The 23,676-nt window shown below is 69.1% G+C and carries 20 protein-coding genes and 1 pseudogene; 11 read left to right on the top strand and 10 right to left on the bottom strand.

Translation table 11 applies throughout. The features are described 5' to 3' along the window. Nucleotides 1–251: 251 nt before the first annotated feature. Nucleotides 252–725, top strand: a pseudogene (locus ACIPRI_RS21555) (transposase); the annotation flags it as partial. 366 nt (nucleotides 726–1,091) lie between these two features. Next, nucleotides 1,092–2,117 (top strand): L,D-transpeptidase family protein, encoded by a 1,026-nt coding sequence (locus tag ACIPRI_RS21550; RefSeq protein ID WP_446623521.1) that lies wholly within the window; start codon nucleotides 1,092–1,094, stop codon nucleotides 2,115–2,117. A gap of 2 nt (nucleotides 2,118–2,119) precedes the next feature. Here the strand turns inward: ACIPRI_RS21550 and ACIPRI_RS21545 are convergent, their stop codons facing one another. From ACIPRI_RS21545 to pstS, 4 genes are all read right to left on the bottom strand, one after another. Beyond that, nucleotides 2,120–3,319 carry an ABC transporter substrate-binding protein gene (locus ACIPRI_RS21545; RefSeq protein ID WP_446623520.1) on the bottom strand — a complete coding sequence of 400 codons (1,200 nt, stop codon included), beginning with the start codon at nucleotides 3,317–3,319 and terminating at the stop codon, nucleotides 2,120–2,122. Between the two features lie 13 nt (nucleotides 3,320–3,332). Beyond that, entirely contained in the window at nucleotides 3,333–5,093 is a 1,761-nt protein-coding gene (locus tag ACIPRI_RS21540; RefSeq protein ID WP_446623519.1) for a carboxylesterase/lipase family protein, read from the bottom strand. Nucleotides 5,094–5,227: 134 nt separating this feature from the next. Further along, a complete protein-coding gene (locus ACIPRI_RS21535; RefSeq protein WP_446623518.1) occupies nucleotides 5,228–6,115 on the bottom strand; it encodes a PAS domain S-box protein in 888 nt (295 codons plus the stop codon). Between the two features lie 92 nt (nucleotides 6,116–6,207). Continuing rightward, a complete protein-coding gene (gene pstS, locus ACIPRI_RS21530; protein WP_446623517.1) occupies nucleotides 6,208–7,407 on the bottom strand; it encodes a phosphate ABC transporter substrate-binding protein PstS in 1,200 nt (399 codons plus the stop codon). 98 nt (nucleotides 7,408–7,505) lie between these two features. On the opposite strand from pstS, the gene ACIPRI_RS21525 reads away from it, so the two are divergent. Next, complete coding sequence (locus tag ACIPRI_RS21525) at nucleotides 7,506–7,970, top strand: Rrf2 family transcriptional regulator (protein WP_446623516.1); 465 nt, start codon at nucleotides 7,506–7,508, stop codon at nucleotides 7,968–7,970. Then, nucleotides 7,963–8,856 (top strand): NAD(P)/FAD-dependent oxidoreductase, encoded by an 894-nt coding sequence (locus ACIPRI_RS21520; RefSeq protein ID WP_446623515.1) that lies wholly within the window; start codon nucleotides 7,963–7,965, stop codon nucleotides 8,854–8,856. The genes ACIPRI_RS21525 and ACIPRI_RS21520 overlap by 8 nt, the downstream gene beginning before the upstream one ends. A gap of 6 nt (nucleotides 8,857–8,862) precedes the next feature. Here the strand turns inward: ACIPRI_RS21520 and ACIPRI_RS21515 are convergent, their stop codons facing one another. From ACIPRI_RS21515 to asd, 3 genes are all read right to left on the bottom strand, one after another. After that, nucleotides 8,863–11,277 carry a spermidine synthase gene (locus tag ACIPRI_RS21515; RefSeq protein WP_446623514.1) on the bottom strand — a complete coding sequence of 805 codons (2,415 nt, stop codon included), beginning with the start codon at nucleotides 11,275–11,277 and terminating at the stop codon, nucleotides 8,863–8,865. A gap of 15 nt (nucleotides 11,278–11,292) precedes the next feature. After that, the gene (locus ACIPRI_RS21510; RefSeq protein ID WP_446623513.1) at nucleotides 11,293–12,006 is read right to left on the bottom strand and encodes a protein-L-isoaspartate(D-aspartate) O-methyltransferase; all 714 of its coding nucleotides are present in this window, start codon (nucleotides 12,004–12,006) and stop codon (nucleotides 11,293–11,295) included. Nucleotides 12,007–12,106: 100 nt separating this feature from the next. Next, on the bottom strand, nucleotides 12,107–12,982 hold the full coding sequence (gene asd / locus ACIPRI_RS21505; RefSeq protein ID WP_446623512.1) for an archaetidylserine decarboxylase: 876 nt from the start codon (nucleotides 12,980–12,982) through the stop codon (nucleotides 12,107–12,109). 53 nt (nucleotides 12,983–13,035) lie between these two features. On the opposite strand from asd, the gene ACIPRI_RS21500 reads away from it, so the two are divergent. Beyond that, nucleotides 13,036–14,691: an aminotransferase class III-fold pyridoxal phosphate-dependent enzyme gene (locus tag ACIPRI_RS21500; protein WP_446623511.1), complete on the top strand. Its 1,656-nt coding sequence runs from the start codon at nucleotides 13,036–13,038 to the stop codon at nucleotides 14,689–14,691. Between the two features lie 272 nt (nucleotides 14,692–14,963). Here ACIPRI_RS21500 and ACIPRI_RS21495 read toward each other — a convergent pair whose 3' ends face one another. Then, a complete protein-coding gene (locus ACIPRI_RS21495) occupies nucleotides 14,964–15,587 on the bottom strand; it encodes a hypothetical protein (RefSeq protein ID WP_446623510.1) in 624 nt (207 codons plus the stop codon). A gap of 100 nt (nucleotides 15,588–15,687) precedes the next feature. Between ACIPRI_RS21495 and ACIPRI_RS21490 the strand changes: the two genes are divergently transcribed. After that, complete coding sequence (locus tag ACIPRI_RS21490; protein ID WP_446623509.1) at nucleotides 15,688–16,977, top strand: glycosyltransferase family 4 protein; 1,290 nt, start codon at nucleotides 15,688–15,690, stop codon at nucleotides 16,975–16,977. A gap of 353 nt (nucleotides 16,978–17,330) precedes the next feature. Next, nucleotides 17,331–17,777, top strand: coding sequence for a YbaN family protein (locus tag ACIPRI_RS21485; protein ID WP_446623508.1), 447 nt, complete (start codon nucleotides 17,331–17,333; stop codon nucleotides 17,775–17,777). A 21-nt stretch (nucleotides 17,778–17,798) separates the two neighbouring features. Here ACIPRI_RS21485 and ACIPRI_RS21480 read toward each other — a convergent pair whose 3' ends face one another. Together ACIPRI_RS21480 and ACIPRI_RS21475 are read right to left on the bottom strand one after the other, a co-directional pair. Then, complete coding sequence (locus ACIPRI_RS21480) at nucleotides 17,799–18,707, bottom strand: ZIP family metal transporter (RefSeq protein ID WP_446623541.1); 909 nt, start codon at nucleotides 18,705–18,707, stop codon at nucleotides 17,799–17,801. Between the two features lie 11 nt (nucleotides 18,708–18,718). Continuing rightward, nucleotides 18,719–19,123, bottom strand: coding sequence for a DUF2325 domain-containing protein (locus ACIPRI_RS21475; protein ID WP_446623507.1), 405 nt, complete (start codon nucleotides 19,121–19,123; stop codon nucleotides 18,719–18,721). 204 nt (nucleotides 19,124–19,327) lie between these two features. On the opposite strand from ACIPRI_RS21475, the gene ACIPRI_RS21470 reads away from it, so the two are divergent. The 4 genes from ACIPRI_RS21470 to ACIPRI_RS21455 all read left to right on the top strand — a co-directional run bounded on the left by ACIPRI_RS21470 (nucleotide 19,328) and on the right by ACIPRI_RS21455 (nucleotide 23,648). Next, nucleotides 19,328–19,651: a thioredoxin family protein gene (locus ACIPRI_RS21470; protein WP_446623506.1), complete on the top strand. Its 324-nt coding sequence runs from the start codon at nucleotides 19,328–19,330 to the stop codon at nucleotides 19,649–19,651. A gap of 69 nt (nucleotides 19,652–19,720) precedes the next feature. Continuing rightward, the gene (locus ACIPRI_RS21465) at nucleotides 19,721–20,530 is read left to right on the top strand and encodes an IclR family transcriptional regulator (RefSeq protein WP_446623505.1); all 810 of its coding nucleotides are present in this window, start codon (nucleotides 19,721–19,723) and stop codon (nucleotides 20,528–20,530) included. 40 nt (nucleotides 20,531–20,570) lie between these two features. Beyond that, nucleotides 20,571–22,634, top strand: coding sequence for an acetate--CoA ligase family protein (locus tag ACIPRI_RS21460; protein ID WP_446623504.1), 2,064 nt, complete (start codon nucleotides 20,571–20,573; stop codon nucleotides 22,632–22,634). A gap of 33 nt (nucleotides 22,635–22,667) precedes the next feature. Beyond that, nucleotides 22,668–23,648 (top strand): Bug family tripartite tricarboxylate transporter substrate binding protein, encoded by a 981-nt coding sequence (locus tag ACIPRI_RS21455; RefSeq protein ID WP_446623503.1) that lies wholly within the window; start codon nucleotides 22,668–22,670, stop codon nucleotides 23,646–23,648. The last annotated feature ends 28 nt before the right edge of the window (nucleotides 23,649–23,676 follow it).

Here is a 23,676-nt window from a genome sequence, read left to right as displayed (position 1 = left end):
GCCAGGTTCGACCAGCCCCGGTCCTACCTATGTTGCCATCAACGATCGATTGCCAAAGCAACCTGCGGAAGAATTACGGCGTCGTATCGCTGCTCAGCTGCTCACGACGGAAGCAAGATTGCTATGCCATCGGTGTCGGGACGTGCTCCGGTTCATACGCCTTGCCCGTGGAGAGCAGAGCCCACGCCAAGCGTGCGTTCTTGTTCGCCATCGCTACCGAGGCGATGTTGTGATGTCGCCGAGCTGCCAACCTGAAGGCCACCTGGCAGCGTTGCCGGGTGCACTTCATGGCCCTGGCGCATGCCGGCAAGACCTAGCGGCGCATGGTCTCGGCCCCCATCGGCACGGTGTTCGTGCAGGACTCGGCTGATGCAGCGCGCACGCAATGGAGATCGGTGGCCGACCAGCTCCGAGACAAGTACCCAAAGGTCGGCCATCTGATGGACAACGCGGAGAACGACGTGTTGGCCTTCATGACCTTCCCGCGGGCGCACTGGACGCAGATCTACTCGACCAATCCTCTGGAGCGACTGAACGCCGAGATCAAGCGGCGCACGAACGTGGTGGGCATCTTCCCCAACGACGCCTCGATCACGTGGCTCGTCGGCGCCATGATGCTCGAGCAGAACGACGAGTGGTCGCTCAACCGGCGCTATATGCCGCTTGAAGGCTTGCAGACCCTGAGCGACATTGAGCCCACCCGGCTGTCCGCAGTGGCGCGCTGAGTACCGTGCATCTCAGCCTTCTCCGGGCTGTGGACCTACACCACGGAATGGGACGCGACCATCTTGAGTGCTCCCGCCTGCTCCCGTCGGCCCACCGTTGCCGGTCGCTTGGGTGCCCGCCGCTGCAAGACGATGCTCGAGTACCGCTGGCTCATGTCGGGCCAGCCGTAGCACGCACTTTGACCGCCCTCGTCGTTCAAGTCCACAATCAAGGCTTTCTCGGGGTAAGGAATCTGAGAAAATCCTTACCAATCATTTGGTTAGGAAGTAGGTGATGTTCCCTTCACCCGCTCCACATATCTGGATATCACCGAAACGTCAAACGGCCCCTCGCAGGGGCCGTTTTCATTTCGCCGGAGCCCCGCCTTGAAGCCCGCCATCCTCAGCACCGTCGCCACCCTCCTCCTGCTCGCGCCAGGCGCCATGTGGCAGTTCGCCGCCGCCCAGGGCGCCAAGGCGAGTTCGGCGGTCGAGCTGGCGCAGAAGGCCGACAGCCTGAAGCCGGGCGAGTGGGTCTGGGCGCCCGAGATCTCGCGCAGCGGGCCGGTCACGGTCTACGTGGACCTGACGCGCCAGCTGGCCACCGTCTATCGCAACGGTGTTCGCATCGGCGTGACCACCGTGTCCACCGGCAAGCCGGGACACGAGACGCCCAGCGGCGTCTTCACCATCCTGCAAAAGGACGCCAAGCACCGCTCCAGCAAGTACAACAGCGCGCCCATGCCTTTCCAGGAGCGGCTGACCTGGGACGGCGTGGCGCTGCACGCGGGCGGGCTGCCGGGCTATCCCGAAAGCCACGGCTGCATCCACCTGCCCTACGCCTTCGCGCGCCTCTTGTTCGGCACCACCGAGATGCACGGCACGGTGGTGGTGGCCGGGCGCGCCGGCGCCCAAGTGCGGATGGCGCCGGCCGGCGTGCTGGCGCCCATCGACACCGCGGGCGGCAGCGCGGCGCATGCGCCGCTGCCCGAGGGCGAAGACTGGCGCTGGACGCCCGAGCGCTCGCCCGGCGGGCCGATCGCGGTGGTGATCTCCCGCGCCGACCAGCGGGCAGTGGTGCTGCGCAACGGCGTCGAGATCGGCCGTGCCCGCATCACGCTGCCGGCGACTGGCGACTCCGCAACCCATGCCCTGACCCTGACCAAGGATGCGCAGGGACGCTCGCAATGGATCTACACCGGCGTGCCAGGCCATGCGGACGAAGCCGGCCAGACCTTGGACAGCACGATGCTCGATCGCGTGCGCCTGCCCAAGCCCTTTCATGACGCCGTGCTCGCCGCCATGCAAAGCGGCGACACGGTGCTGGTCACCCAGGCGCCGGTGACGGCGCAAAGCACCGGTGCCCATCTGGCCGTGTTCAGCGACGACATGGCGAGCCAGCAGGCGCGCTGACTTCACTTCAAAAGCTTGCCGCTGCTGCCGATGACGGTGACTTCGACAAAGCGCGAGCCGATGCGATTCGCGCCCGAGTAGCCGACAAACACGCCACCCAGGTCGAAGTTGGCGATGGACTCCAGCGCCCGCACCAGGCGTGCGCGCGTGGGCGCCGGGCCGGCGCGGCGCAGCCCTTCGACCAGCACCTTGGCGCCCAGGAACTGCTCGAAGCTGGTGTAGTTGGGCGACTGGCCGGGCGCGTACTGGGCCAGCAACTGGTGGTACTCGCGGATGGCCGGCAGCCGTGGCTGGTAGGGATAGGGCACCACCTGGCTGATGCCGACGCCGCGCGCGTTCTGCAGGCCCGCCAGCTTGACCAGTTCCGCCGGGTCGACCACCGAGATGTTGTAGAGCTGCCCTCCGCCACCGGCCTCGCGGTAGCGCTTGATGAAGGCGGCCGTGGACTTGTTGACCGAGATCATGATCACGGCCTGCGCGTCCGAGGCCAGGATGGCCTGCACGGCCGGGTCCACCTGGTCGGTACCGCGCTCGTAACCGGCCGCCGCCGAGAGCTTCAGGCCGCGCCGCGCCAGCGCGGCCTTGACGCCCGCCATGCCCGCCTGGCCGAAGGCGTCGTCCTGGTACATCACGGCCACGCGAGCCAGGCCCAGGGTGGCGAGCTGCTGCACCATGTGCTCGGTCTCGTCACCGTAGCCCGCGCGCACGTGAAAGATCCAGGGATTGAAGGGATCGCGCAAGGGCTCGCCGCCCGTGTACGGCGCCACCAGCGCGGCGCCGCCGCGCTCGAGCACGCCTTCGGACAGCAGCCTGCCGATATTGGCGGTGCCGGCGAAACCGTACAGCGCCACCAGTTCGGGGCGCGCCAGCAACTCGCGCGCGAGGCGCACGGTCTCGTCGACCTTGTAGGCGTCATCGCGCACCAGATGACGGATGCGTGCGCCGTGCACGCCGCCCTGCTGGTTGATCCAGTCGAAGTAGATGCGCCCGCCCAGCACCATCTGCTCGCCGGTGCTGGCGCCAATGCCCGACAGCGGGGCCACCTGCCCCACCACCAGGTCCGCCGCCTGGGCGCGGGCGCGCAGCGGCAGGGCGGCGGCCAGCGGCAGCACGGCCAGGCGTGCCAAGGCGCGGCGGCGCGCGAGCTTCGAGCCTGCGAGACGACCGGCCGGCGAGTCGCCGCAGAAAGGAGGAGTCGACATGTTGGCCGCCAGCCTAGTGCGGCCCGCCGCGCAGCGGATCGACGTTTTCCGGCAGCGCGTTGAAATCGATCACCTTCCACAGGTAGTCCTTCTGCTGCGGCGACAGGAGCGCGTAGCGCGGCCAGAAGAAGAAGTAGTCGGCCGACGACATGTAGGAGCTGTTGTCGAAGATCATCCGCTTGGCACAGCAGGTGAAGTTGGTCCAGTCGGGCCAGGCGGTCTGGCCGTCGAAGAGCTGCGAAGGCGCGCCGGTGCGGGCGAAACTCGAGAAGTGCTTGATGAAGCGGTCCGACAGCGCCTGCCGCTTGGACGCGTTGCCGGCATCCCAGGCAAAGCGCATGAAGTTCGGCTCGCTGGTCACGAAGTTGCCGAACAGCGAAGCGATGTCGATGCCGTGGAAGGCCGAGAAGGTGTCCTGCCAGGGCTGCGGCGTGTCGTTCCAGTTGAAGTTGTAGCGGTAGATGCCACCTTGCTGCAGACGCAGGAGGCGCACCACGTTGTCGGTCACGTTGTCCAGCGCGTAGCTGATGGCCTCGTGGGTCTGGGTATAGATCGGCTGGAACTCCGGCTTGATCAGGTCGCCCGCCGTGACACTGCCGGGCGGCGCGTAGTTGGCCAGTTGCCAGTATTCCTGCGCCGTGGGCTTGCCCATGCCGAAGGAGTAGGCGAAGTACGAGCCTTCATCGTGCGTGGAGCCGATCATCAGCGGCATCTTGTTGTAGTTGCCGGCCACCAGGCCCACGAGCCCGCTCGCGCGGATCACGGTGCCGTCGGTGAAATGCCCGGGCACCACCGGATAGGGCGTGAACTTCATGATCTGCGCCGCCGTGGCGCCGCGCAGCACGGCCGCGACCTCGGCCGGGCTCATGGCGAGGCGCTGGGCCGCCGCCTGCTCGGGCGTGGAGGCACGGCCGCTGTCGACCAGCAGCTTGTTCACCAGGTCATCGGCGGCCAACTGGCCCACGACCGACGGGTATGCATTCGGAATGCCCGACATGCACAGCGCCCGCTGGAACTTGCCGGCCGCCAGTGGCGACTGCAGCAGGCCCCAGGTGTTGATGCAGCCGGCCGACTGCCCGCCCACCGTCACCCGGGTGGTGTCGCCGCCGAAGGCGCCGATGTTCGCGCGCACCCAGTCCAGCCCGCGCACCAGGTCCAGGGTGGCGAAGTTGCCCGAGTCGTCCTTGGCGTCGCCGTTGGCCAGCGCCGAATGCTTGAGCCAGCCCAGCATGCCCAGCCGGTACTGCACCGTGACCACCACCATGTTGGCTTTGGCCGCCAGGTAGGCGCCGTTGTACAGCGGCTCGCGCGCCGAGCCCTTGAGGTTGCTGCCGCCATGGATCCAGAACAGCACCGGCAGCTTGTCGGCGCTGGAGTTGGGCCGCCAGACGTTCAGGTACAGGCAGTCCTCGCTGCCCACCGGCTGGTCGAAAGTGGCCGGGTCCGGCTCGCCGAAGAAGCTGCCGACCTGTGCGCACATCGGCGCAAGGCCAGTGGCCGCGCGCGAGCCGGTCCAGGGCACCGGCGGCTGCGGCGCGCGCCAGCGCAGCGCGCCTACCGGCGGCTGCGCAAAGGGCACGCCCAGAAAGGCGTGGGTGTTGCTGGCGTCGGCCTTGCCGTAGATCTTGCCGGCGTCGAGCTGGCGGGTCAGTTGCTGGTCGTAGGCGGCTTGCGCCGGGGCGATGCCGAGCAATGATGCGGCCAAGGCAAAGGCGCAGGCCAAGGCCAGGCGCCACCAGTGCGCGCGCGGCGCAGGGGCAGAAATGGGGCTCACGCTTGTCTCCTGTTGTTGTTTTCGGAACCGTTTGGCTCCGGGCAGGATTGTGGAAACAAGCGTCAACGCATGGCCCCTGGTCATCCACCAGGGGCGGGTCGGAATCGGCTGATTGACAGCCGCCCTCGCTAGCGCTACTGCACCAGCCCCTGGCGCACCGCGTAGAGCACCAGCTCGGCCGTGCTGGCCACGCCCAGCTTGGCAAGAATGTGGCTGCGGTGGGTGCTGACGGTCTTGACGCTGATCTGCATCCGCTCGCCGATCTCGGTGAGCGACATGCCCTTGAGCAGCAGCTGCATGATCTGCGTCTCGCGCGCGCTCAGGCGCAGGTGCGCGGGCCCTGTCTGCGGGCCATCCAGCCGCGCCGGGGTGCCGGGCCGCTGTGCGTCCGACATCTCCTTCACCGCCTCGCTGGCCTGCTGCGCGAGCGCCAGCAGCTCCTGCACCAGCGCTTGCAGCTCGGCCCCTTCGGCCAGCCGCAGCGCACGCACCGCGTCGACACGGATCGCGCTCAGCATGCCGCCCAGCACCTCGTGCAGGTCGCGCGCGAAGGCACCACGCTGCTCTTCCAGCTTGGCGGCAGTGTGGCTGCTGAAGGCCTGCAGCTGCTGCAGCGAGCGGCGCAGCTCTGCCTCGTTGTGCAGGCGCTCGGTGACGTCCACGCCCACACCCACCACCGCCGGCCGGCCCCGATAGTCCATGCGCGAGCCGTGCACTTCCACCATCACCACATGGCCGTCGCGATGCAGGCCGCGCGTGATGAAGCGCATGCTGGGCGGCTTGCCATCCAGGCGCGCCTGCACTCGCTCGCGCACCACCGCCAGGAAGTCGGGCGGCACGATGCGCGCCAGCGGCATGCCGATCACCTCCTTGGGCGTGTAGCCGGCCATCGCCGCCCAGGTGGCGTTGGCGTAGACGAAGTGGTCGTCCTGGATCACGTAGATCCCGGCAACGGATTGCTCGACGATGGCTTCGAAGGGCACGTCGGGCCAGGACGCGGTGGTGGTGGAACTGGCTTGCATGGGCCGCATGGTAGATGCGGGACGGCGAAAAAAAGCCCTGGTGCCGGGGCACCAGGGCTTTTACCGAGCGGCTTCGTAAAGCGAGGCTCGTCTCAGGGCCGCGTCAGGCTCACGCCATAGATGTGCGACTGCGACGGGCCGGTGGGCACCGAATTGATCGACACGCTGAAGCCGGCGCCCGTGGTGGGGAGTTGATAGGCCCCTGGCTGCAGCGCCAGCGGCACGCCCGGGCCTGTGCCACCCAGCACCGGCACCGGCCGCCCATCCTTCGCCCGGAAGCTGGTCAACAGGCTGACGATGCGCGCTTGGGTCAACAGCGGCAGCGGCGCGAAACCGGTGCCGGCCACGGCCTTGTCGCCCAGCAGGAAGGAGCGGTAGAAGAAGTTCAATGTGCGGCCGGCGCGCTCCACCGAGGCCGGCTGGCGCGGCACCAGCACGTAGGTGGCGGTGACGATGGGCCAGACGCCGGGCCCGTCGATGTCGAGCAGCGGCGCGGCTTCCAGGCTGGTCTTGAAAAGACCTCCGGCGCGGCTGGCGGCGCTGAAGGCCTCGATGCTGGGCTGCACCCATTCGCTGCGCTTGTTGCGCAGGCTGGCCGCGGCCAGCTTCTCGCGCAGCACGTAGTCAGACGAGATGTAGCCGATGGCGCCCGGCGTGGCCTTCACCGCCTGCGCCAGCTTGCCGGAGCCGTCCACCGCATTCACGTTGCTGCCGGGCCACTTGGCGCGGCTGCCCTGCGCTTCGATGGCCGCGGCTGCGGCCGCGGCGCTCTGGTGCAGATAGCGCACGAAGATCTCGGTGGTGCCGGAGCCGTCGGCGCGCACCACGCGGGTGATGCGGCTGTCGGGCAACGCCAGCCCCGGGTTCAGGGCGGCGATGGCCTTGTCGTTCCAGCGCTGGATGTCGCCGGCGAAGATGCCGGCCAGCACCTCGGGGCTCAGCCGCAAGGCGCCGGAGGCCAGGCCCGGCAGGTTCACCACCGGCACCACGCCGCCGACCAGGGTCGGGAACTGGAAGAGCTGGTGCTTTTCCAGATCGGCGCTGCTCATCGGCACGTCCGTGGCGCCGAAGTCCACTGCGCGCGAGACGATCTGCTTCACCCCCGCCGAGGAGCCGCTGGGCACGTAGCTCAGCGTGACCCCGGTGTCGCTCGAATACTGCTTGGCCCACTGCGCATAGACCTCGGCCGGGAAGGTGGCGCCAGTGCCGGACACGGAGACTGACTCGGCGGCGGCGACGAAATGCAGGCAGGCCAGCAGAAAGAACGAGGCAAGGGGGCGGATGAACTTCATGGGACGCAGCAGCGGGGCAGCGGGAGTTGGCGATTTGTTAACGAATTATTACAAACCCTGCGCCATGCAAGCCAATGTCATGTAACTTATCATGTTGCATGATGAGAGATTCAAGACTTTCCAATGTGCTGCACGCCCTGCTGCACATGGCCGAAATCGAAGGGCCCAGCACTTCCGAGGCGCTGGCACGCTCGATGCGCACCAACCCGGTGGTGGCGCGGCGCCTGATGGCCGGCTTGCGCGACGCCGGCTTCGTGGTCTCGGCCAAGGGGCACAGCGGCGGCTGGGTACTGTCTTGCGCGCTGTCGCAGATCACGCTGGGCGACATCCACCGCGCGCTGGGCTCGCCTGCCCTGCTGGCCATCGGGCATCGCAGCGAGCAGCCGGGCTGCCTGGTCGAGCAGGCTGTCAACGCGGCGCTGGGCGAGGCCTTCCACGACGCCGAGCAGTTGCTGCTGCGCCGGCTCGACCAGGTGAGCCTGGCGCAGCTCTCGCAGGACTTTCACCGCCGCATGCAGGCATGCGGCCTTCACATCGAGGAGCTGAAGCATGCGCATGAATGAGACCCTTGACCTTGCCGTGATCGGCGGCAGCTATGCCGGCATGTCGGCCGCCCTGCAGGTGGTGCGGGCGCGGCGCCGGGTGGCCGTCGACGATGCCGGGCAACGGCGCAACCGCTTTGCCGCCGCATCGCACGGCTTCCTGGGCCAGGACGGGCGCGCGCCGGGCGCCATCATCGAAGAAGCCAAGGCGCAACTGCTGGCCTACCCCACGCTGCAATGGATCGATGCCCGCGTCCTTGCGGCAAAGCGCATCGACGACGAACGCTTCGAGCTCGCGCTGGAGGGCCGGACCCTGCGCGCCAGGCGCCTGGTGCTGGCCAGCGGCGTGGTGGACGAACTGCCCGCCATCGATGGCTTGGCGCAGCGCTGGGGCAAAAGCGTCTTCCACTGCCCCTACTGCCACGGCTATGAACTGCAGCAGGGGCGCATCGGCGTGCTGGCCGGCAGTCCGCTCTCCATGCATCACGCCTTGATGCTGCCGGACTGGGGCAGCGTCACCCTCTTTCTCAACGGCGCCTTCGAGCCGGATGCCGAGCAGCAGCAGGCCCTTCGCAGCCGCGGCGTCGCCGTCGAAAGCGCACGGGTCAAGCGCATCAGCGGCACTGCCACGGTGGAGCTGGCCGATGGCCGCCAGGTGGAATGCGACGGCCTTTTTACCCTGAGCCGCACCCACCTGCCCGACAGCCTGGCCGAGCAGCTCGGCTGTCGGCTCGAGCAGACCCCCACCGGCAGCTACATCGCCCGCGACGAGCTGCTGCAGACCAGCGTGCCCGGCGTCTTCGCCTGCGGCGATGCGGCGCGCAGCTTCGGCAACGTGGCGATCTCGGTGGGCGACGGCGCGCTGGCCGGTGCGATGGCGCACCGGTCGCTGGTCTTCGGGCTTTGAGTTGAATCAGGGCCGCGCCAGAGCTGCCAGCCCGTACAAGACGAGCGCCGCCAGCACCACCGCGCTGAAGCCGACGTGGATGGCCAGCAGCGTGGCCAGCACGGCGGCGGTGACGGAGGCGCAGCCGTTGATGCCCCAGGCCCAAGGGATGAGCCTTGCATCCGCTGCCTCCACCCGCGCCAGGCCCAGCGGAAAGGGCATGCCCATGAAGAAGGCCAGCGGGGCGATCAACGCGACCGCGATCAGGATGCGTACCCCATCGGGCAAGCCCATCGCATGCCGGAACAGCCAGGGCAGCAGCAGCAAGCACGACAGCGCCGTCACCGCGATGCCAAGCGCCACCAGCGCCGGCGGGCGATGCGCGAGGCGCCCGGAGACGCCGCTGCCGATGCCGGCGAACAGCAGGAAGGCGAACAGCACCACGGCCACCGCATACAGCGGGTGGCTCAGGAACAGCACGAACTTCTGGATGAACGCGATCTCGATGAACATGAAGGCGAAACCGATCGCCAGAAAGTAGAGCAGCACGCGAGCGCGTGAGACGCCGGCCGGCACCGGCGCTGCCTGGCCGCCGCCGCGCCGCGCAACAACCCAAGCCAGGGGCAGGCCGATCAGCAGCAGGCTGGCCAGCAGCGCCTGCACCAGCGTGGCCACCAGCACCGGGTAGCCCCAGTCGAGCAGCGGCAGGCCGCCCTGTTCTTTCAGCGACAGCAGCTCGGGCAGCGTTTCCCATTTGAAGAAGTGAAAGAAATGGGGCTTGTCGTCGGTCGCCGGCTCGACGTTGAACTTGTAGCGGCGAAGGAATTCGCCGCGCTGCGGCCCGAGCAGCGCCGTGGCGCCGTCGAAGAGAAGGTCCGGCCCCTCGACCACGTTGAAGCGATTGCCCTCTTCGCGCCGCATGCCGGGGTAGTAGCCCAGGTCGAAGGAGCGGGCAACGCAGAAGGCCTGAACGGCGGCAATGTCCGCTGCGGTGAACGCGCCGTTCTTCACCAGCAGCGTGCTGGTCTTCCAGCTGCGCACCAGGACCAGCCGCGCGCCGGGCTCGGCCACCCCCGAACGCTCCAGCGCCAGCACCGCGGCGGCAAAGAGCTTGAGCGCATCGCGCGGCGGCAAGCTGACCCAGCGCGTGATCGCCAGCAGGCCGCCCGGCGCCAGGTGCCGTAGCTGGTCCTGCAGCGCTTCCACCGTGTAGAGATAGTTCTCGGCCAGCGCGTACAGGCCGGCCGACGACGCACTGAAGGAATCCAGCAGCGCCACCTGGATGAGGTCGTAGCGCTCGCTGCTCGCCGCGACGAAGCCGCGCGCCTCGGCGACATGCACACGTGCCATCGGGCCGTAGACGCCGCCGGCGGCGTGCGCAAAATCACGCTGCACCAAGTCGACGAGCTGGGGGTTCAGCTCCACCGCGTCGATCTGGCGGGCGCCGTGGTAGTGGGCCTGCAGCACGTCCGCCCCTGCGCCGGCGCCCAGCACCAGCACGCGCGGCCGGTGCAAGAGGTGATAGGGCAGCGCCGAGCTGATCTGGTCCAGGTGGGCCAGGCGCTCGCGTCGTCCGTCATCGAAGCGGGTCAGCGCATTGAGCCCTTCGCCGTCGGTGAAGACGCCCCACTGAGGCGGCGGCTCGGTCGTTGCCGCGAGGCTCAGGCCCGGCGCGTGGCGCAGCGGAACGCGCGGGCTCTCGACCACGCTGATGAGGCCCAGCGGGCTCGAGCGCTGGGCCACCACGTGCGCCTCGGGGATGCGCAAGGTCTGCGACAGCTCCTTGTAGGGCGACATGCGGGGCGCGAGCCAGGCCGGCGGCAGCAGCCAGGGCAGTGCAGCCAGCGCCAACAGCACCGCCGCCGGCCAGCGCCGGGGCCCGCCGCACTCCAGCCAGCCGATGGCCGCGGCCACGCAGCCCAGCACGCCGATCCACTTCAAGGCATCGAAGGGCGCCAGCACGAACAGCAGTGCCACCACGCCCAGGCTGCCCGCGCCCGCGCCGAGGATGTCGACGCTGTAGATGCGCGCCAGCGCGCCACGAAAGCGCGCCAGGGTCAGGCAGATGCAGGCGCCGGCGCACAGGAAAGGCAGCAGGAGCAGCAGGTAGACGGTGAACAGGTGAAGCGGCTGGCGCGGGTCCCACAGCAGCTCCAGCGGATTGAAGGGCACCCGCTGCGCCAGCACGAAGCTGCCGACCGCCGTCAGGCCGAAGAGTGCCGCGCTGGCGCAGAACAGCGGCGCGAAGCGGCGCGGCTGCACGGCCCCCGGCACCAGCGTCAGCAGCGCACCGCTGGCGCCCCAGCCGAGCAGCGCCAGGCTGATGATCATGTAGGCGAAGTGGTGCCACAGGTTGATCGAGAACAGCCGCATCAGCAGGATCTCGTAGGCCAGCGCCGCGGCCGAGACCAGGGCCACGGCAAGGAGCGGCGGCGCGGTCATCGCGGCTTTCCGGATTCAGCGCTTGCCGGTCAGCGGAACGAAGATCACCGGCAGGATCTGCCGCGTCGCCACTGTTCCATCGGCATTCTTCTCGACCAGCATCAGCTGCTGGACCATGAAGGCCGCGCCCACCGGAATCACCATCCGGCCGCCGGGCTTGAGCTGGCGGATGAGCGGCGGCGGCACGTGGCTGGCCGCCGCGGTGACCAGGATGGCGTCGTAGGGCGCGTGCTCTTCCCAGCCGTGGTACCCGTCGCCCAGGCGCACCTGGACGTTGTCATAGCCCAGCGTGCGCAGCCGCTCCCTGGCCGATTGTCCCAGCGGCTCGACGATCTCCACCGTGTAGACCTGGCTCGCCAACTTCGCCATCACCGCCGCCTGGTAGCCCGAGCCGGTGCCGACCTCCAGCACCTTGTGGCCCGGCTGCGCCCGCGCCAGTTCGGTCATCAGCGCAACGATGTAGGGCTGCGAGATGGTCTGCCCGTGGCCGATCGGCAGCGGCCGGTTCTCGTAGGCAGCGCTCCGTTGCTCCGGTGGCACGAACTCATGCCGCGGCACCTGCGCCATCACGCGCATGACGCGCTCGTCGAAGACCTTCGGAGCGGCCCCGGTGGCGGTCTGGCCGGCCAGCGCGCGGATCTCCTCCACCAACTGGCGCCGTTCCGAGGCAAAGTCCCGGGCACCCACGCTGGCGGCGCCTGTCACGGCCAACAGGAGCGTTGCTGCCATTGCGCGGATTACGCGGATCGCGCGGATCACGGGCGAAGCCGTCATCCGCGGATGATGGCACCGGCGCTGGCGAGCGCAAGGCCGGTTCGTTCACAGCTTCTCAGGACGGCAGCCGCATCAACGCCTGCCCCATGCGGATGCGCGTGCCGCTCTCGATGCCTTCGGCCAGCGCGAAGCCCTTGGGCGCAAAGACGATGATGGTCGAGCCATGCTCGAACCAGCCCATCTCCTGGCCCTTGGCGTAGGGCGCGTCCACATCCATGCGCGTCGGGCCCTGGTAGCCCACGTGCAGCAGCACGTCCAGGCAGTGCAGCCGCATGCTGGCCACCAGGATGGCCGCCACCGGCACCAGGGCGATGCGGTGGCCGCCCGCGTGCAGGCGCGCTTCCAGCACCGCGCGCTCGTTGCGGCAGAACAGGCGCTCCACCCGCTTGAGCGCAATCGGGTTCACGTTCCAGGTGTCGCCCGACAGGTAGCGCACCCGCTCCACGGTGCAGTCGTGCGGCGCATGAAAGCGGTGGTACATGCTGGAGGTCAGGCGCAGGGTGACGAAGCTGCCGTCCCTGAAGGGCTCCACCGCCTGCGCATCGCCAAAGAGCTCCACGGCCGAGTACGGAAAGCCCTTGGCCTGGAAAACCTCCACGCCCGCCACCGGTCCGCAGGCGCCGACGATGGCATCGCAGGGGCTGCCGAGCACGGCCGGGTCTGCATCGACGGTGCGCGCACCGTCCTTGAGCTCGCGCGTGAAGCAGTCGTGCATGCTGTGAAAGCGCGTCTTCTTTGCTTCGCGCAGGTCGAGCTCGGTGAACAGGCGCCACACGCCGATCGAAGCTTCGCGCACCAGCGGATTGCGGATCTTGCTGAACCAGCCCATGAAGCGCGTCAGCGCGATGCGCGGCACCCGGTTGGTGAGCAGGAAGTTGATGTCCTCTTGTTGAAAGAGCGCGTCGCGTGATTGTTTGATGAGAGTTTTCATATCTGCGTAAAGAAGCCACGGTAGACAGGGGGATCGCCCACCCTTGTCCATCCATGAACCCCACTTTCTATTTGTCTTCCGTCGCCGCGGCCGCAGCCCTGGCCATCTTGCCTCTGGCCTGGCGCCGGCTCGAGCTGTCGCGCGCCAAGCACCCGTCGCTCACCGGCCATTCGCGCATGGCCAAACGGGTCGCGGCGCAGTTGCCGGGCTATGCCTACGACGACCGGCGCTTCTTCGATTCCGACGGCGCACCTGCCGAGCTGGTGGCCAAGCGGCGCGCCGGCTTCGAGGCACTGTCGCAGCTGTTTCGCACGCGCTACGCCAAATCCATCGCGGCCACGCGCGAAGCCCGCCCTGCCCTGTCGGACCTGCAGTTCACCAGCAGCTACCGCGTGCCCTTCCAGTACAGCCCGCATGTGCGCGAGCACCTGCCGGTGGGCGCCTTCGTGCAGGCATCGCATGGCGTGACCATCGAGGACCTGGACGGCAACCGCTTCTATGACCTCACCGGCTCTTACGGCGTCAACCTGCTGGGCGTGGACTTCTACAAGGCATGCATCGCCGAAGGCAGCGCGCTCGCCGAGCCGCTGGGCCCGGTACTTGGCGCCTATCACCCCTGCGTGCTGGACAACGTGCAGCGCCTGCGCGCCATCTCGGGTCTGGATGAGATCTCTTTCCACATGTCGGGCACCGAAGCCGTGATGCAGGCGGTGCGGCTGGCGCGCTACCACACGAAGCGCTCGCACCTGGTGCGCTTTTGCGGCGCCTACCACGGCTGGTGGGAAGACGTGCAGCCGGGCGTGGGCAACCCGCTCTCGCCGCACGAGACCTACACCTTGCGCGAGATGGACGATTGCACCCTGCAGGTGTTGCGCAAGCGCAAGGACATCGCCTGCGTGCTGGTCAATCCGCTGCAGGCATTGCATCCCAACGCCGGCGCGCCGGGCGATTCCTCGCTGGTGGACAGCAGCCGGCGCGCCGGCTTCGACCGCGCCGCCTACACCGAGTGGCTGAAGAAGCTGCGCCAGGTCTGCACCGAGCGCGGCATCGTCCTCATCATGGACGAGATCTTCGTGGGCTTTCGCCTGGCGCCGCGCGGCGCGCAAGACTACTTCGGCGTGCAGGCCGACATGGTCACCTACGGCAAGACGCTGGGCGGCGGCCTGCCGATCGGCGTCGTGTGCGGACGCGCGCCGCTGATGAAGCGCTACCGCGAAGACCGTCCGGCCGACATCTGCTTTGCCCGCGGCACCTTCAATGCGCATCCCTACGTGATGGGTGCGATGAACGCCTTCTTGAGGCGCATCGAGGCGCCCGAGGTGCAGGCCTTGTACGACGGGCTGGACGAACGCTGGAACGCCCGCCGCGCCGCGCTCAACGAGAAGTTGCGCGAGGCCGGCGTTCCGGTGCAGATGGCCAACCTGTCGTCGATCTGGACCGTGCTCTACACCGAGCCTTCGCGCTACAACTGGCTGCTGCAGTACTACCTGCGCGCCGAGGGCCTGGGGCTGAGCTGGGTCGGCACCGGCCGCCTGATCTTCAGCCTCAACTATTCCGACGCCGACTTCGAAGCCGTGTCGCAGCGCTTCGTGGCGGCGGCCCGCGCAATGCACAAGGACGGCTGGTGGTGGCACGATGCCGCGCTGACCAACAAGACGATCAAGCGCGGCATCCTGCGCGAGATGCTCGCGCAGCGCTTCGGGAGGTAGGAGCGTGGGCGGCAGAGAGCGGGGCCCGCGTTGGGCCTGCAAGGGGGTGCAGGCTAGGCGCAACGCGCAGCCGGGTTGAACACCCGGCGAGAAGTTGCAACGACGCATGCGCCCCCTTGCAGGCCCAACCCTTCGGGCCGGGGCGCTTCGCGGCGCCATCCGTTGTTGCCGCCTCGTTGTGTGGCCAGCCACACGGCCTCGCCGGCGCCTAGGCTGGCACCGCGAATCGCCCCGGCGCGGGCCCCGCTCTCTGCCGCCCACGCTCCTAGCACTCAGGCTTGATGAGAGCGATCGGCCCCGCCCATGGGGTCGATCAGCTCGCCGCGCAGCAGGTGCAGGGGCGCACGGTGGTAGAGCTTGATGTCGTGGAAGGGGTCGGTGAGGATCTTGGTCATCCACGCCAGGCCGGTCTTCACGTCCTGCAGCAGGAACAGGTGAACGGTGCGAAACAGCAGGCCGGCGGCGCCCAGCACCAGCCAGGCAAAGCCGACCTGGCGCACGTAGCCTTCGAAGCCTGCGACGCTGGGCGGGTCCATCAGCCCGAACAGCGTGTTGTCCCACCACAGCACCGCCGGCACCGCGGCCCACAGGGCCATCAGCACCACCTTGCGCTGGAGGTTGTAGCCGACCTTGATCTCTTCCTTGTGCTCATGCGTGGCCTGGTTGACTTCGTCGTAGCCCTTGGGCTCGAAGAAGAAATGGCCGGCCTGGCGGCTGGTCATGGATACGCACCAGCCCACCAGCGCGGCGGCCACCGGGTCGACGAAGAGAAGCGCGTAGGCGATCACGAAGCTCACCGCGCTCACCAGGTGCAAGGACTGGTTGATGCGGCTGTGGTGGTAGTAGCGATGGTCGTCCCAGCGTTGGATCTGAAGCGTGCGGAAGAATTCGTTCACGGGTTCTCCTGTGATCTGAGGTGAAGCAAGCAGCGCAGCAGCGGGCTTGCGCCGCGCGTGACGGCATCGTGACGAGCGCACATGAATTCTTGGTGACGAAATGCCGACCGTCATCGCTCTGTTGCAATCGGTGGTCAGCATCCGCGCCATGAGCTCCACGCTTGCTCCGATCGTTGTCGATCACATGCCGCCGGCCAGGCGTTCGCTGCGCATTGCCCTGGTCACCGAAACCTACCCGCCCGAAGTGAACGGCGTGGCGCTGACCCTGCAGCGGGTGGTGGAAGGCTTGCGCGCGCTGCAGCACGACATCCAGCTCATTCGGCCGCGCCAGACCGAAACCGATTCGGCCAAGCGCGCCGACCGCCTCGACGAGGTGCTGATGCGCGGTGTGCCGATTCCGCGCTACCCCGAGATGAAGATGGGCATGCCGGCCAACAAGGCGCTGGGCCAGCTGTGGAGCCGCCAGCGCCCCGACCTGGTCTACATCGCCACCGAGGGGCCGCTGGGCTGGTCGGCGCTGCAGATCGCGCACAAGCTCAAGCTGCCGGTGTGCTCGGACTTCCGAACCAACTTCCACGCCTACAGCAAGCACTACGGCATCGGCTGGCTGTACCGGCCCATCATGGGCTACCTGCGCAAGTTCCATAACCGCACCGCCTTCACCATGGTGCCCAGCGAAAGCCTGCGCCAGCAATTGCGCGGCGCGGGCTTCGAGCGGCTGATGCTGGTCACCCGCGGCGTCGACACCGAGCAGTTCAGCCCGGCGCGCCGCAGCGAAGCGCTGCGCGCCCAATGGGGTGCGACACCCGACACGCCGGTGGCCCTGTTCGTCGGCCGCCTGGCGGCCGAGAAGAACCTGGGCGCACTGGCCAACGCCTACCTGGCCATGCGCCAGCAGCGGCCCGATGCGCGCCTGGTGGTGGTGGGCGAAGGCCCCGCCGCCCAGCAACTGGCCGGCAGCGTGCCCGACGCCATCTTTGCCGGCACGCGGCGCGGGGATGAGTTGGGCATGTACTACGCGTCAAGCGACCTGTTCGTCTTTCCCAGCATGACCGAGACCTTCGGCAACGTCACGCTGGAAGCCATGGCCAGCGGCCTGGCGGTGCTCGCCTACGACCATGCCAGCGCCGGCCAGATGATTCGAAGCGGCGAGAACGGCCTGATCGCGCCCCTGGGCGACGAAGAAGAGTTCGTCCGCCTGGCCCGCCACCTGGTCAAGGCGCCCGAGCATGCCCGGCAGATGGGCCAGCGGGCGCGGCAGAGCGCCGGCGAGGCCGGCTGGGAGCGCATCGTGGCCCAGGTGGAAGAGGTGCTGTTTGCCACCATCGAGGCTGGGATTCCGTCGCGCGCGGCGGGTGGGCGAACGCGGGCGGTGGCTGGGGCGGCTTGAGCGCGGCCTGAGGGCGGCTCCCACCGGCGCTTGGCGGGCCGGGCCGTCGGCTCGCACCCGTGGCGCCGCGCGTCGGAGACGCACCGACAACAAGGGACGGCCTTCACCTGCTGGACGACAGGCCGCCCGGGCGCACGATGCGGCGATGACCGCACCCTTGCACCTTGCCGGGCCGAACGTACCGCCGCCCGGCCCGATCCCTCCCATGCCCGCGCCGCCGCCCGGGCCGCCGCCCCCGCCCCCGGCACCGCCCCCCGTGATCGACCCGCTGCCCACGCCGCAGCCGGTCGACGACCCGCTGCCGCCCGCGCCGCCCGTGGTGGATCCGCCGGCAGCACCACTCGGCGCCCTGATTGACCTACCATTCGCCTCATGCTCTTTTTGCCGATGCTCTGGGCCACACGGTCCCGGCGACTGCCTCGCTGATGCGGCTCGATGGGCACATCGCAAGGCTGCTCTGGCGGGTGCTGGCTCTGGTGCTCGTCGGCCTCGGCCTTCTTGGCGTCGTTCTTCCGGTTCTGCCGACCGTTCCCTTCCTGATCGCTGCCGCGTGGGCGGGTAGCCGCGGCTGGCCTGCGCTGGAACAATGGCTCTTGGGGCACCCCCGCTATGGCGAGCACATCCGGCAGTGGCGCCAGCAAGGCGCGGTGCCGCGCCAGGCGAAATGGGCTGCGCTGCTGATGATGACCATCAGCTCGGGCGTTCTCTTCTTCAGCCACGTGCCGGCAGCCCTGAAGATCGCAGGACCGCTCCTGATGGCGGTGGTCGCGATCTGGCTTTGGATGCGGCCCGAGCCCTGAAAAGCCGAGCGCGCGCCTGAATCAACCCAGCGCCGTATCCAGCACCATCATCAGCACGAAGCCCAGCATCAGGCCCGCCGTGGCAAAGGCCTCGTGGCCCTTGCGATGCGACTCGGGAATGATCTCGTGGCTGATCACGAAGAGCATGGCCCCCGCGGCGAAGCCCAGCCCCCAGGGCAGCAGCGCTGCCGCGTTGCTGATGATGGCAGCGCCCAGCACGGCGCCGATGGGCTCCACCAGGCCCGAGGCAATGCCCAGGCCGACCGCGAAGGCGCGCCGATAGCCGGCCGTCAGCAATGCGGCCGCCACCACCAGTCCTTCGGGCACGTCCTGGATGGCGATGCCCATGGCCAGCGCATTGGCACGCAAGCCGTCGTTGCCCGCGTAGCCTACGCCGATCGCCAGTCCTTCGGGAAGGTTGTGCAGCGCAATCGCGATCACGAACAGCCAGGTGCGGCGCAGCTTGCGTGCCGCAGCCCCTTCGCGGCCCTTGATGAAGTGCTCGTGCGGCAGCAGCCGGTCCAGCGCCAGCAGGGCGAAGGCGCCCAGCAGGATGGCCGCGCCCACCACGCCGCCGGCCGCCCACGCGCCGCCGCCCAAGGCGCCGGCTTCGCGCGCGGCGGCCAGGCCCGGGATCACCAGCGAGAAGGCGCTGGCGGCCAGCATCACGCCGGCACCGAAGCCGAACAAGGTGTCTTGCACACGATCGGAAAGGCGCTGCGAGAACAGCGCCGGCAAGGTGCCCAGGGCCGTTGCCAGGGCCGCGGCCGATCCTCCCAGCAGCGCGCTGGCGATGACGGGGTTCGTCTGCACGAAGCCCCAGAGCCGCGCAAGCAGGACCAGGCCGCCCGCCCCTGCGATGGTCAGGCCCAGCCATTGGCGCCCGGCCAGGACGCGGCGCGGCGCTGGCAGCGAAGAAACTTGCTGCATCTCTTGGGTCTTCATGGCGTCTCGTCCTGCAAGGTGGCGATGCCGTGGATGCGCACGATGCGCAGCGCCTCCGGTTGCTCCACCAGGACGCAGGTCTTGCCCGTGCGCCTGCAGTGGTCCTGCACGCGCCAGTAGGCGCCGTGGCTCAGGCAGCCGGTCTGGCAGATCACCAGGTCGGCGGCGCGCAGGCTCTGCGCCAGGGCTTGCGGGTCGCTGTCCTCGTTCGCCCAGGCCCGCTCGGTGGCGCACACGATGACATGCGCACGAAGGCGCATCACCTGCGCGTGCAGGCGCTCGATTTCCCGCGCCTGCGCGCGCATCTGATCGCTGCAACGCGATTGCACGCGCCCGTAGTCGCGCATCAGCGCGCCGTGCTCGCGGCTCAGTTGCTCGAGGTCTTGCGTTGCGTGCTGCATGGAGGGTTCCGAAGCGCGGTGCCATGAAAAATGGCCACATCGAAGCCTCATTTTAAATGCGAATGATTCTTATTGGCAAGCATGCGTCGATGCGCTGTCGCCGCGCCTGCGCTGCCGCTCGGCCTACATCGAAGACGCTTTCCCGCTGGCGTGCGGGCCGAATTTCCGGGTGCTAAGGTCGAGCATCGAGAAAAGGGCCAAGCAATGAGCGCTGCCGAATATGCGAATGCCGACCTCACCCGCGCCGAGGTCGACGCCACCCAGGGACTCACCGTGCTGGAGTTCGGCGCCACCTGGTGCCCCATCTGCCAGAACGCCCAGGCTCTCATCGGCTCGGCGTTGGCGGGCCGGGCGCTGAAGCACCTGCGGATCGAAGACGGTCCCGGCCGCCCGCTCGGGCGTTCCTTCAGGATCAAGCTGTGGCCGACGCTGGTCTTCCTGCAAGACGGCCACGAGGTTGCGCGGGTGGTGCGGCCCAGTTCCGCGGAGGACTTGGCCGACGTCGCGATGCTCCACGACACCGCCTGAACGCGCACGACAGTTCCGAATAATGGAATGCCGTTTTGAGAACGGCAGACCGAGCCCTAGAGTGAACGCATGGTTCACCGGCTCCAGCATCAGTCCGATGTCGCATCCCTTCGCAATGGCGATCCCAACTTCGCGGGGACGCTGGCCAAGGGAATGATGATCCTGGAGACCTTCCTGCGCGATCCGCGTCCCTACGCCAACAGCGAGCTGGCACAGCTGCTGGGGCTGCCGCGGTCCACCGTGTCGCGGCTGTGCCGCACGCTCCTGCAGATGGGCTACCTGGACCGCGACGAGCGCATCGACCGCTACTTCATCGGCCCGGCTGCGGTGGCGTTGGGCTACCCCTACATCGTCTCCATTCCCTTGCGTGCCCAGGCGCGGCCGATGCTGCAGGCGCTGGCCGACCAGGTGCGCGGCGCCGCCTCCATCGGCGTGGCGATGGGGCTGGACCTGGTGTACGTCGAGACCTGCGCCTACAAGCGCGGCACGCTGGCGCGGCCCGACGTCGGCGCACTGCGCGGCGTCGCCACCACCGCAATGGGGCGCGCCTGGCTGTACTCGCTGGGCGACAAGGCGCGCAACGCAGTGCTGCGCCAGCTGAAGGCCGAGCGGCCCGACGAGATGGCGCGCTGCGCGGCCGGCATCAAGGAATCGCTCGAGCTGCAGGCACGGCACGGCTTCGCCATCAACTTCGGCGATGCCGGCCTGGGTGTGCAGGGCGTGGCGCTGGCTTCGCGCCTGCGCCAGGGCACGCGCGAACTGCTCTTCAACTGCGCCGTGCCGGGCAGCCAGATCGACGCCAAGGAGCTGGTCGGCCGCGTCGGCCCGCGCCTGGTGGAGCTGGTGCGCCAGTGCGAGCGCAATGCCGGTATCGGTTGACGCCAAGCCGCTTCTTCTTTCTTTTCCGACAAGGCTCTTCATGCAACTGGACGCGCTTTTCTCCCCGCGCAGCGTCGCCGTCATCGGCGCCTCGCAGAACCCGCAGAAGGTGGGCGGCATGCCGGTGCAGCTGCTGCAACGCCTGGGCTATGCCGGCGCCATCTACCCGGTGAACCCGAGCGCGGCCGAGGTGCAGGCGCTGCCGGCCTATGCATCGGTGGCCGATCTGCCCGTGCCGCCCGACCTGGCCATCGTTGCCCTACCGGCCGCCGGCGTGGAGGCGGCGATGGATCAACTCATTGCCAAGGGCACGCGCGCCGCGGTGGTGCTGAGCTCGGGCTTTGCCGAGATGGGCGAGGCCGGCGCGGCAACGCAGGCGCGCATGGCCGAACGCGCACGCGCTGCCGGCCTGGCGCTGCTGGGTCCCAACTGCCTGGGCGTGATGAACATCCGCCACAAGCTCTTCGCCACTTTCTCGCCGGCGCCGCTGGCCGGCGTTCCGCAGGCCGGCCAGGTGGCCATCGTGAGCCAGAGCGGCGCCTTCGGGGCCTACGCCTTTTCGCTGGCCCGCAAGGGCGGCCTCGGGCTGAGCCACTGGGTCACCACCGGCAACGAGGCGGCGCTGTCGGTGGCCGACGTGATCGACTGGCTGGCGGACGACGCGGACACGCGCGTCATCCTCGCCTACATCGAGGGCGCCCGCGACGGCGCTGCGCTGCAGCGTGCGCTGGCCAAGGCCCGCGCCGCCGGCAAGCCGGTGATCGTGACCAAGGTGGGCCGCACCGAGGCCGGCGCGCGCGCCGCTATGTCGCACACCGCCAGCCTGTCCGGCGAGGACGCGGTCTACCAGGCGGTGTTCGATGCCACCGGCGCGATCCGCGCGCGCACGGTGGACGAGATGTTCCGGCTTGGCCAGGCCTTCGCCGTCGGCCGCGCGCCGGCCGGGCGGCGCCTGGGCATCGTCACCGTGTCGGGCGGTGTCGGCACGCTGATGGCCGACAGCGCATCGGATCTCGGCCTCGCCCTGCCCGAGCTGCCCGACGCGGTGGCCGCGCCGCTGCGCGAACGCATTCCCTTTTGCGCCACGCAGAACCCGATCGACGTCACCGGCCAGGTGACGTCCGACCTGCCGGTGCTGGGCCTGGCGGCCAGCGGCGCCGCCACCAGCGGCGCCTACGACGCGCTGGCGATCTTCGTGGCGGCCGCCCTCGCCTCGCCCGTGCTGGCGCCGCAGATCGTGGCGATGGTGCAAGACGCCGTCGCCGCCGCGCCGGATGTGCCGATGGCCCTGTGCGGCATCGCCGACGCGGCGACGAAACAGGCGCTGCTGCAGGCGGGCTGCCTGGTCTTCGAAGAGCCGACGCATGCCGTGGAGGTGCTGGCCGCCAAGGCGCAGTGGGCTGCGCACCATGCCGAATCCGTGCACGTGCCGGCGCCGCTCGACGTGGCGCCGGCCGTGCTCAACGAGGTCGAGGCCCTGGCCTTCCTGCAGCGGCACGGCGTCCCTGCAGCGCCGCACCGGCTGGCGCAGTCGCCAGACGAAGCCGTGGCCGCATGGCAGGCGCTGGGCGGACAGGCGGTGCTGAAGATCGTCTCGGCCGATCTGCTGCACAAGAGCGACGTCGGCGGCGTGCGCGTCGGGCTGCGCAGCGAGGCCGAAGTGCGCGAGGCCTACGACGGCATCCTGGCCGACGTGGCGCGCCTGGCACCGCAGGCGCGCCGGCAGGGCGTGCTGGTCGCCCGCAAGCTGTCGCCGCTGGCCGAGCTGGTGCTGGGCGCGCGGCACGATCCGGTGTTCGGCACCGTCATCGTGCTGGGCCTGGGCGGCGTGCAAGTGGAACTGAACCCGCGCACCGCCGTGCTCACCGCCCCCACCACCGCTGCCCGCGTGCGCGCGCAACTGGCCGCGCTGGGCGTGCTGAAGCTGCTGGGCGGCTGGCGCGGCCGGCCGCATGGCGATGCCGATGCGCTGGTCGACGTGGTGCTGCGCTTTGCCGCGCTGGCCGCATCCCTCGGCCCGCGCCTGGGCACGATGGAAATCAACCCCTTGATGGTGACTGCCGACGGCATTGCCGCCGCGGATGCGGTGGTGAACTTCGCCTGATCCGATTCTCAAAAAAAAACTGGAGACAACAGGATGAATGCATCCCGACGCCGCCGCGCCCTGCTGCTGCAGGCCGGCGCCTCGCTGCTGGCCACTTCCCACTGGCCGCTGGCCCGCGCCGCCTTCGGCGACAAGCCGATCCGCCTGGTCGTGCCCTTTCCGGCGGGCGGCGGCACCGACGTGATGGGCCGGCTGCTGGCGCAGGCCCTGGGGCAGGAACTGAACGCCACCGTGCTGGTCGACAACGTGCCCGGCGCCACCGGCACCCTGGGCAGCGCGCAGGTGGCCCGCAGCGCGCCGGACGGCCATACGCTGGTGCTGGGCATCAGCGCCACCCACGCGATCGCGCCGGCGCTTTTCAAGAACCTGAAGTACCGCCCGGACGACTTCACCGCCATCGCCCGCCTGGCCCACGGCGGCAATGTGCTGGTGGCCAATCCCGCCTATGCCGCGAACAGCGCGCCGGAGATGGTGCAGCTGGCCAGGCGCAGCCGCGAGCCACTGATCTACGGCTCCTGGGGCAACGGCTCGGGCGGCCACCTGGCCATGGAAAGCCTGCGCCTGGCCACCGGCATCGAGACGGTGCACGTGCCCTACAAGGGCGTGGCGCCGCTGCTGCAGGACGTCGCGGGCGGCCAGGTCCAGGTGGCGATGGCCGACGTGGCCGGCGCGCTGCCGCTCTTGCGCGCTGGCCGCATCAAGGCGCTGGCGGTGACCGGGCGCAAGCGCTCGTCGGCGCTGCCGCAGGTGCCGACGCTGGCCGAGGGCCGCATCCCCTTCGATACCGAAAGCTGGTTTGCCCTGTTCGCGCCGGCACGCCTGCCGGCCGAAACCACGCGCCAACTGGCGCAGGCCACCGATCGCGCGGTGAAGCGGCCCGAACTGATCGAGAAGGTAAAGAGCCTGGGCATGGAAGCCGACCCCATCTCGCGCGAGGCCTTCGACAAGCAATGGCACGAGGACATCGCAACCTGGGCCCGCGTGGTGCAGGCCAGCGGCGCCAAGGCCGACTGAACGCAGATCGACAACGAGACAAGACATC

Source organism: Variovorax sp. LARHSF232 (assembly GCF_052871435.1).
Note: the sequence above shows the minus strand (reverse complement) of the source record. Positions and strands in the feature narration are given on the sequence as shown.

Coding starts and splice junctions, on each gene's coding strand:
- ACIPRI_RS21545 (WP_446623520.1), bottom strand. CDS start 3,319: ATGTCGACTCCTCCTTTCTGCGGCGACTCGCCGGCCGGTCGTCTCGCA.
- ACIPRI_RS21535 (WP_446623518.1), bottom strand. CDS start 6,115: ATGCAAGCCAGTTCCACCACCACCGCGTCCTGGCCCGACGTGCCCTTC.
- pstS (WP_446623517.1), bottom strand. CDS start 7,407: ATGAAGTTCATCCGCCCCCTTGCCTCGTTCTTTCTGCTGGCCTGCCTG.
- ACIPRI_RS21525 (WP_446623516.1), top strand. CDS start 7,506: ATGATGAGAGATTCAAGACTTTCCAATGTGCTGCACGCCCTGCTGCAC.
- ACIPRI_RS21520 (WP_446623515.1), top strand. CDS start 7,963: ATGAATGAGACCCTTGACCTTGCCGTGATCGGCGGCAGCTATGCCGGC.
- ACIPRI_RS21515 (WP_446623514.1), bottom strand. CDS start 11,277: ATGACCGCGCCGCCGCTCCTTGCCGTGGCCCTGGTCTCGGCCGCGGCG.
- ACIPRI_RS21510 (WP_446623513.1), bottom strand. CDS start 12,006: ATGGCAGCAACGCTCCTGTTGGCCGTGACAGGCGCCGCCAGCGTGGGT.
- asd (WP_446623512.1), bottom strand. CDS start 12,982: ATGAAAACTCTCATCAAACAATCACGCGACGCGCTCTTTCAACAAGAG.
- ACIPRI_RS21500 (WP_446623511.1), top strand. CDS start 13,036: ATGAACCCCACTTTCTATTTGTCTTCCGTCGCCGCGGCCGCAGCCCTG.
- ACIPRI_RS21490 (WP_446623509.1), top strand. CDS start 15,688: ATGCCGACCGTCATCGCTCTGTTGCAATCGGTGGTCAGCATCCGCGCC.
- ACIPRI_RS21480 (WP_446623541.1), bottom strand. CDS start 18,707: ATGCAGCAAGTTTCTTCGCTGCCAGCGCCGCGCCGCGTCCTGGCCGGG.
- ACIPRI_RS21475 (WP_446623507.1), bottom strand. CDS start 19,123: ATGCAGCACGCAACGCAAGACCTCGAGCAACTGAGCCGCGAGCACGGC.
- ACIPRI_RS21470 (WP_446623506.1), top strand. CDS start 19,328: ATGAGCGCTGCCGAATATGCGAATGCCGACCTCACCCGCGCCGAGGTC.
- ACIPRI_RS21465 (WP_446623505.1), top strand. CDS start 19,721: ATGGTTCACCGGCTCCAGCATCAGTCCGATGTCGCATCCCTTCGCAAT.
- ACIPRI_RS21460 (WP_446623504.1), top strand. CDS start 20,571: ATGCAACTGGACGCGCTTTTCTCCCCGCGCAGCGTCGCCGTCATCGGC.
- ACIPRI_RS21455 (WP_446623503.1), top strand. CDS start 22,668: ATGAATGCATCCCGACGCCGCCGCGCCCTGCTGCTGCAGGCCGGCGCC.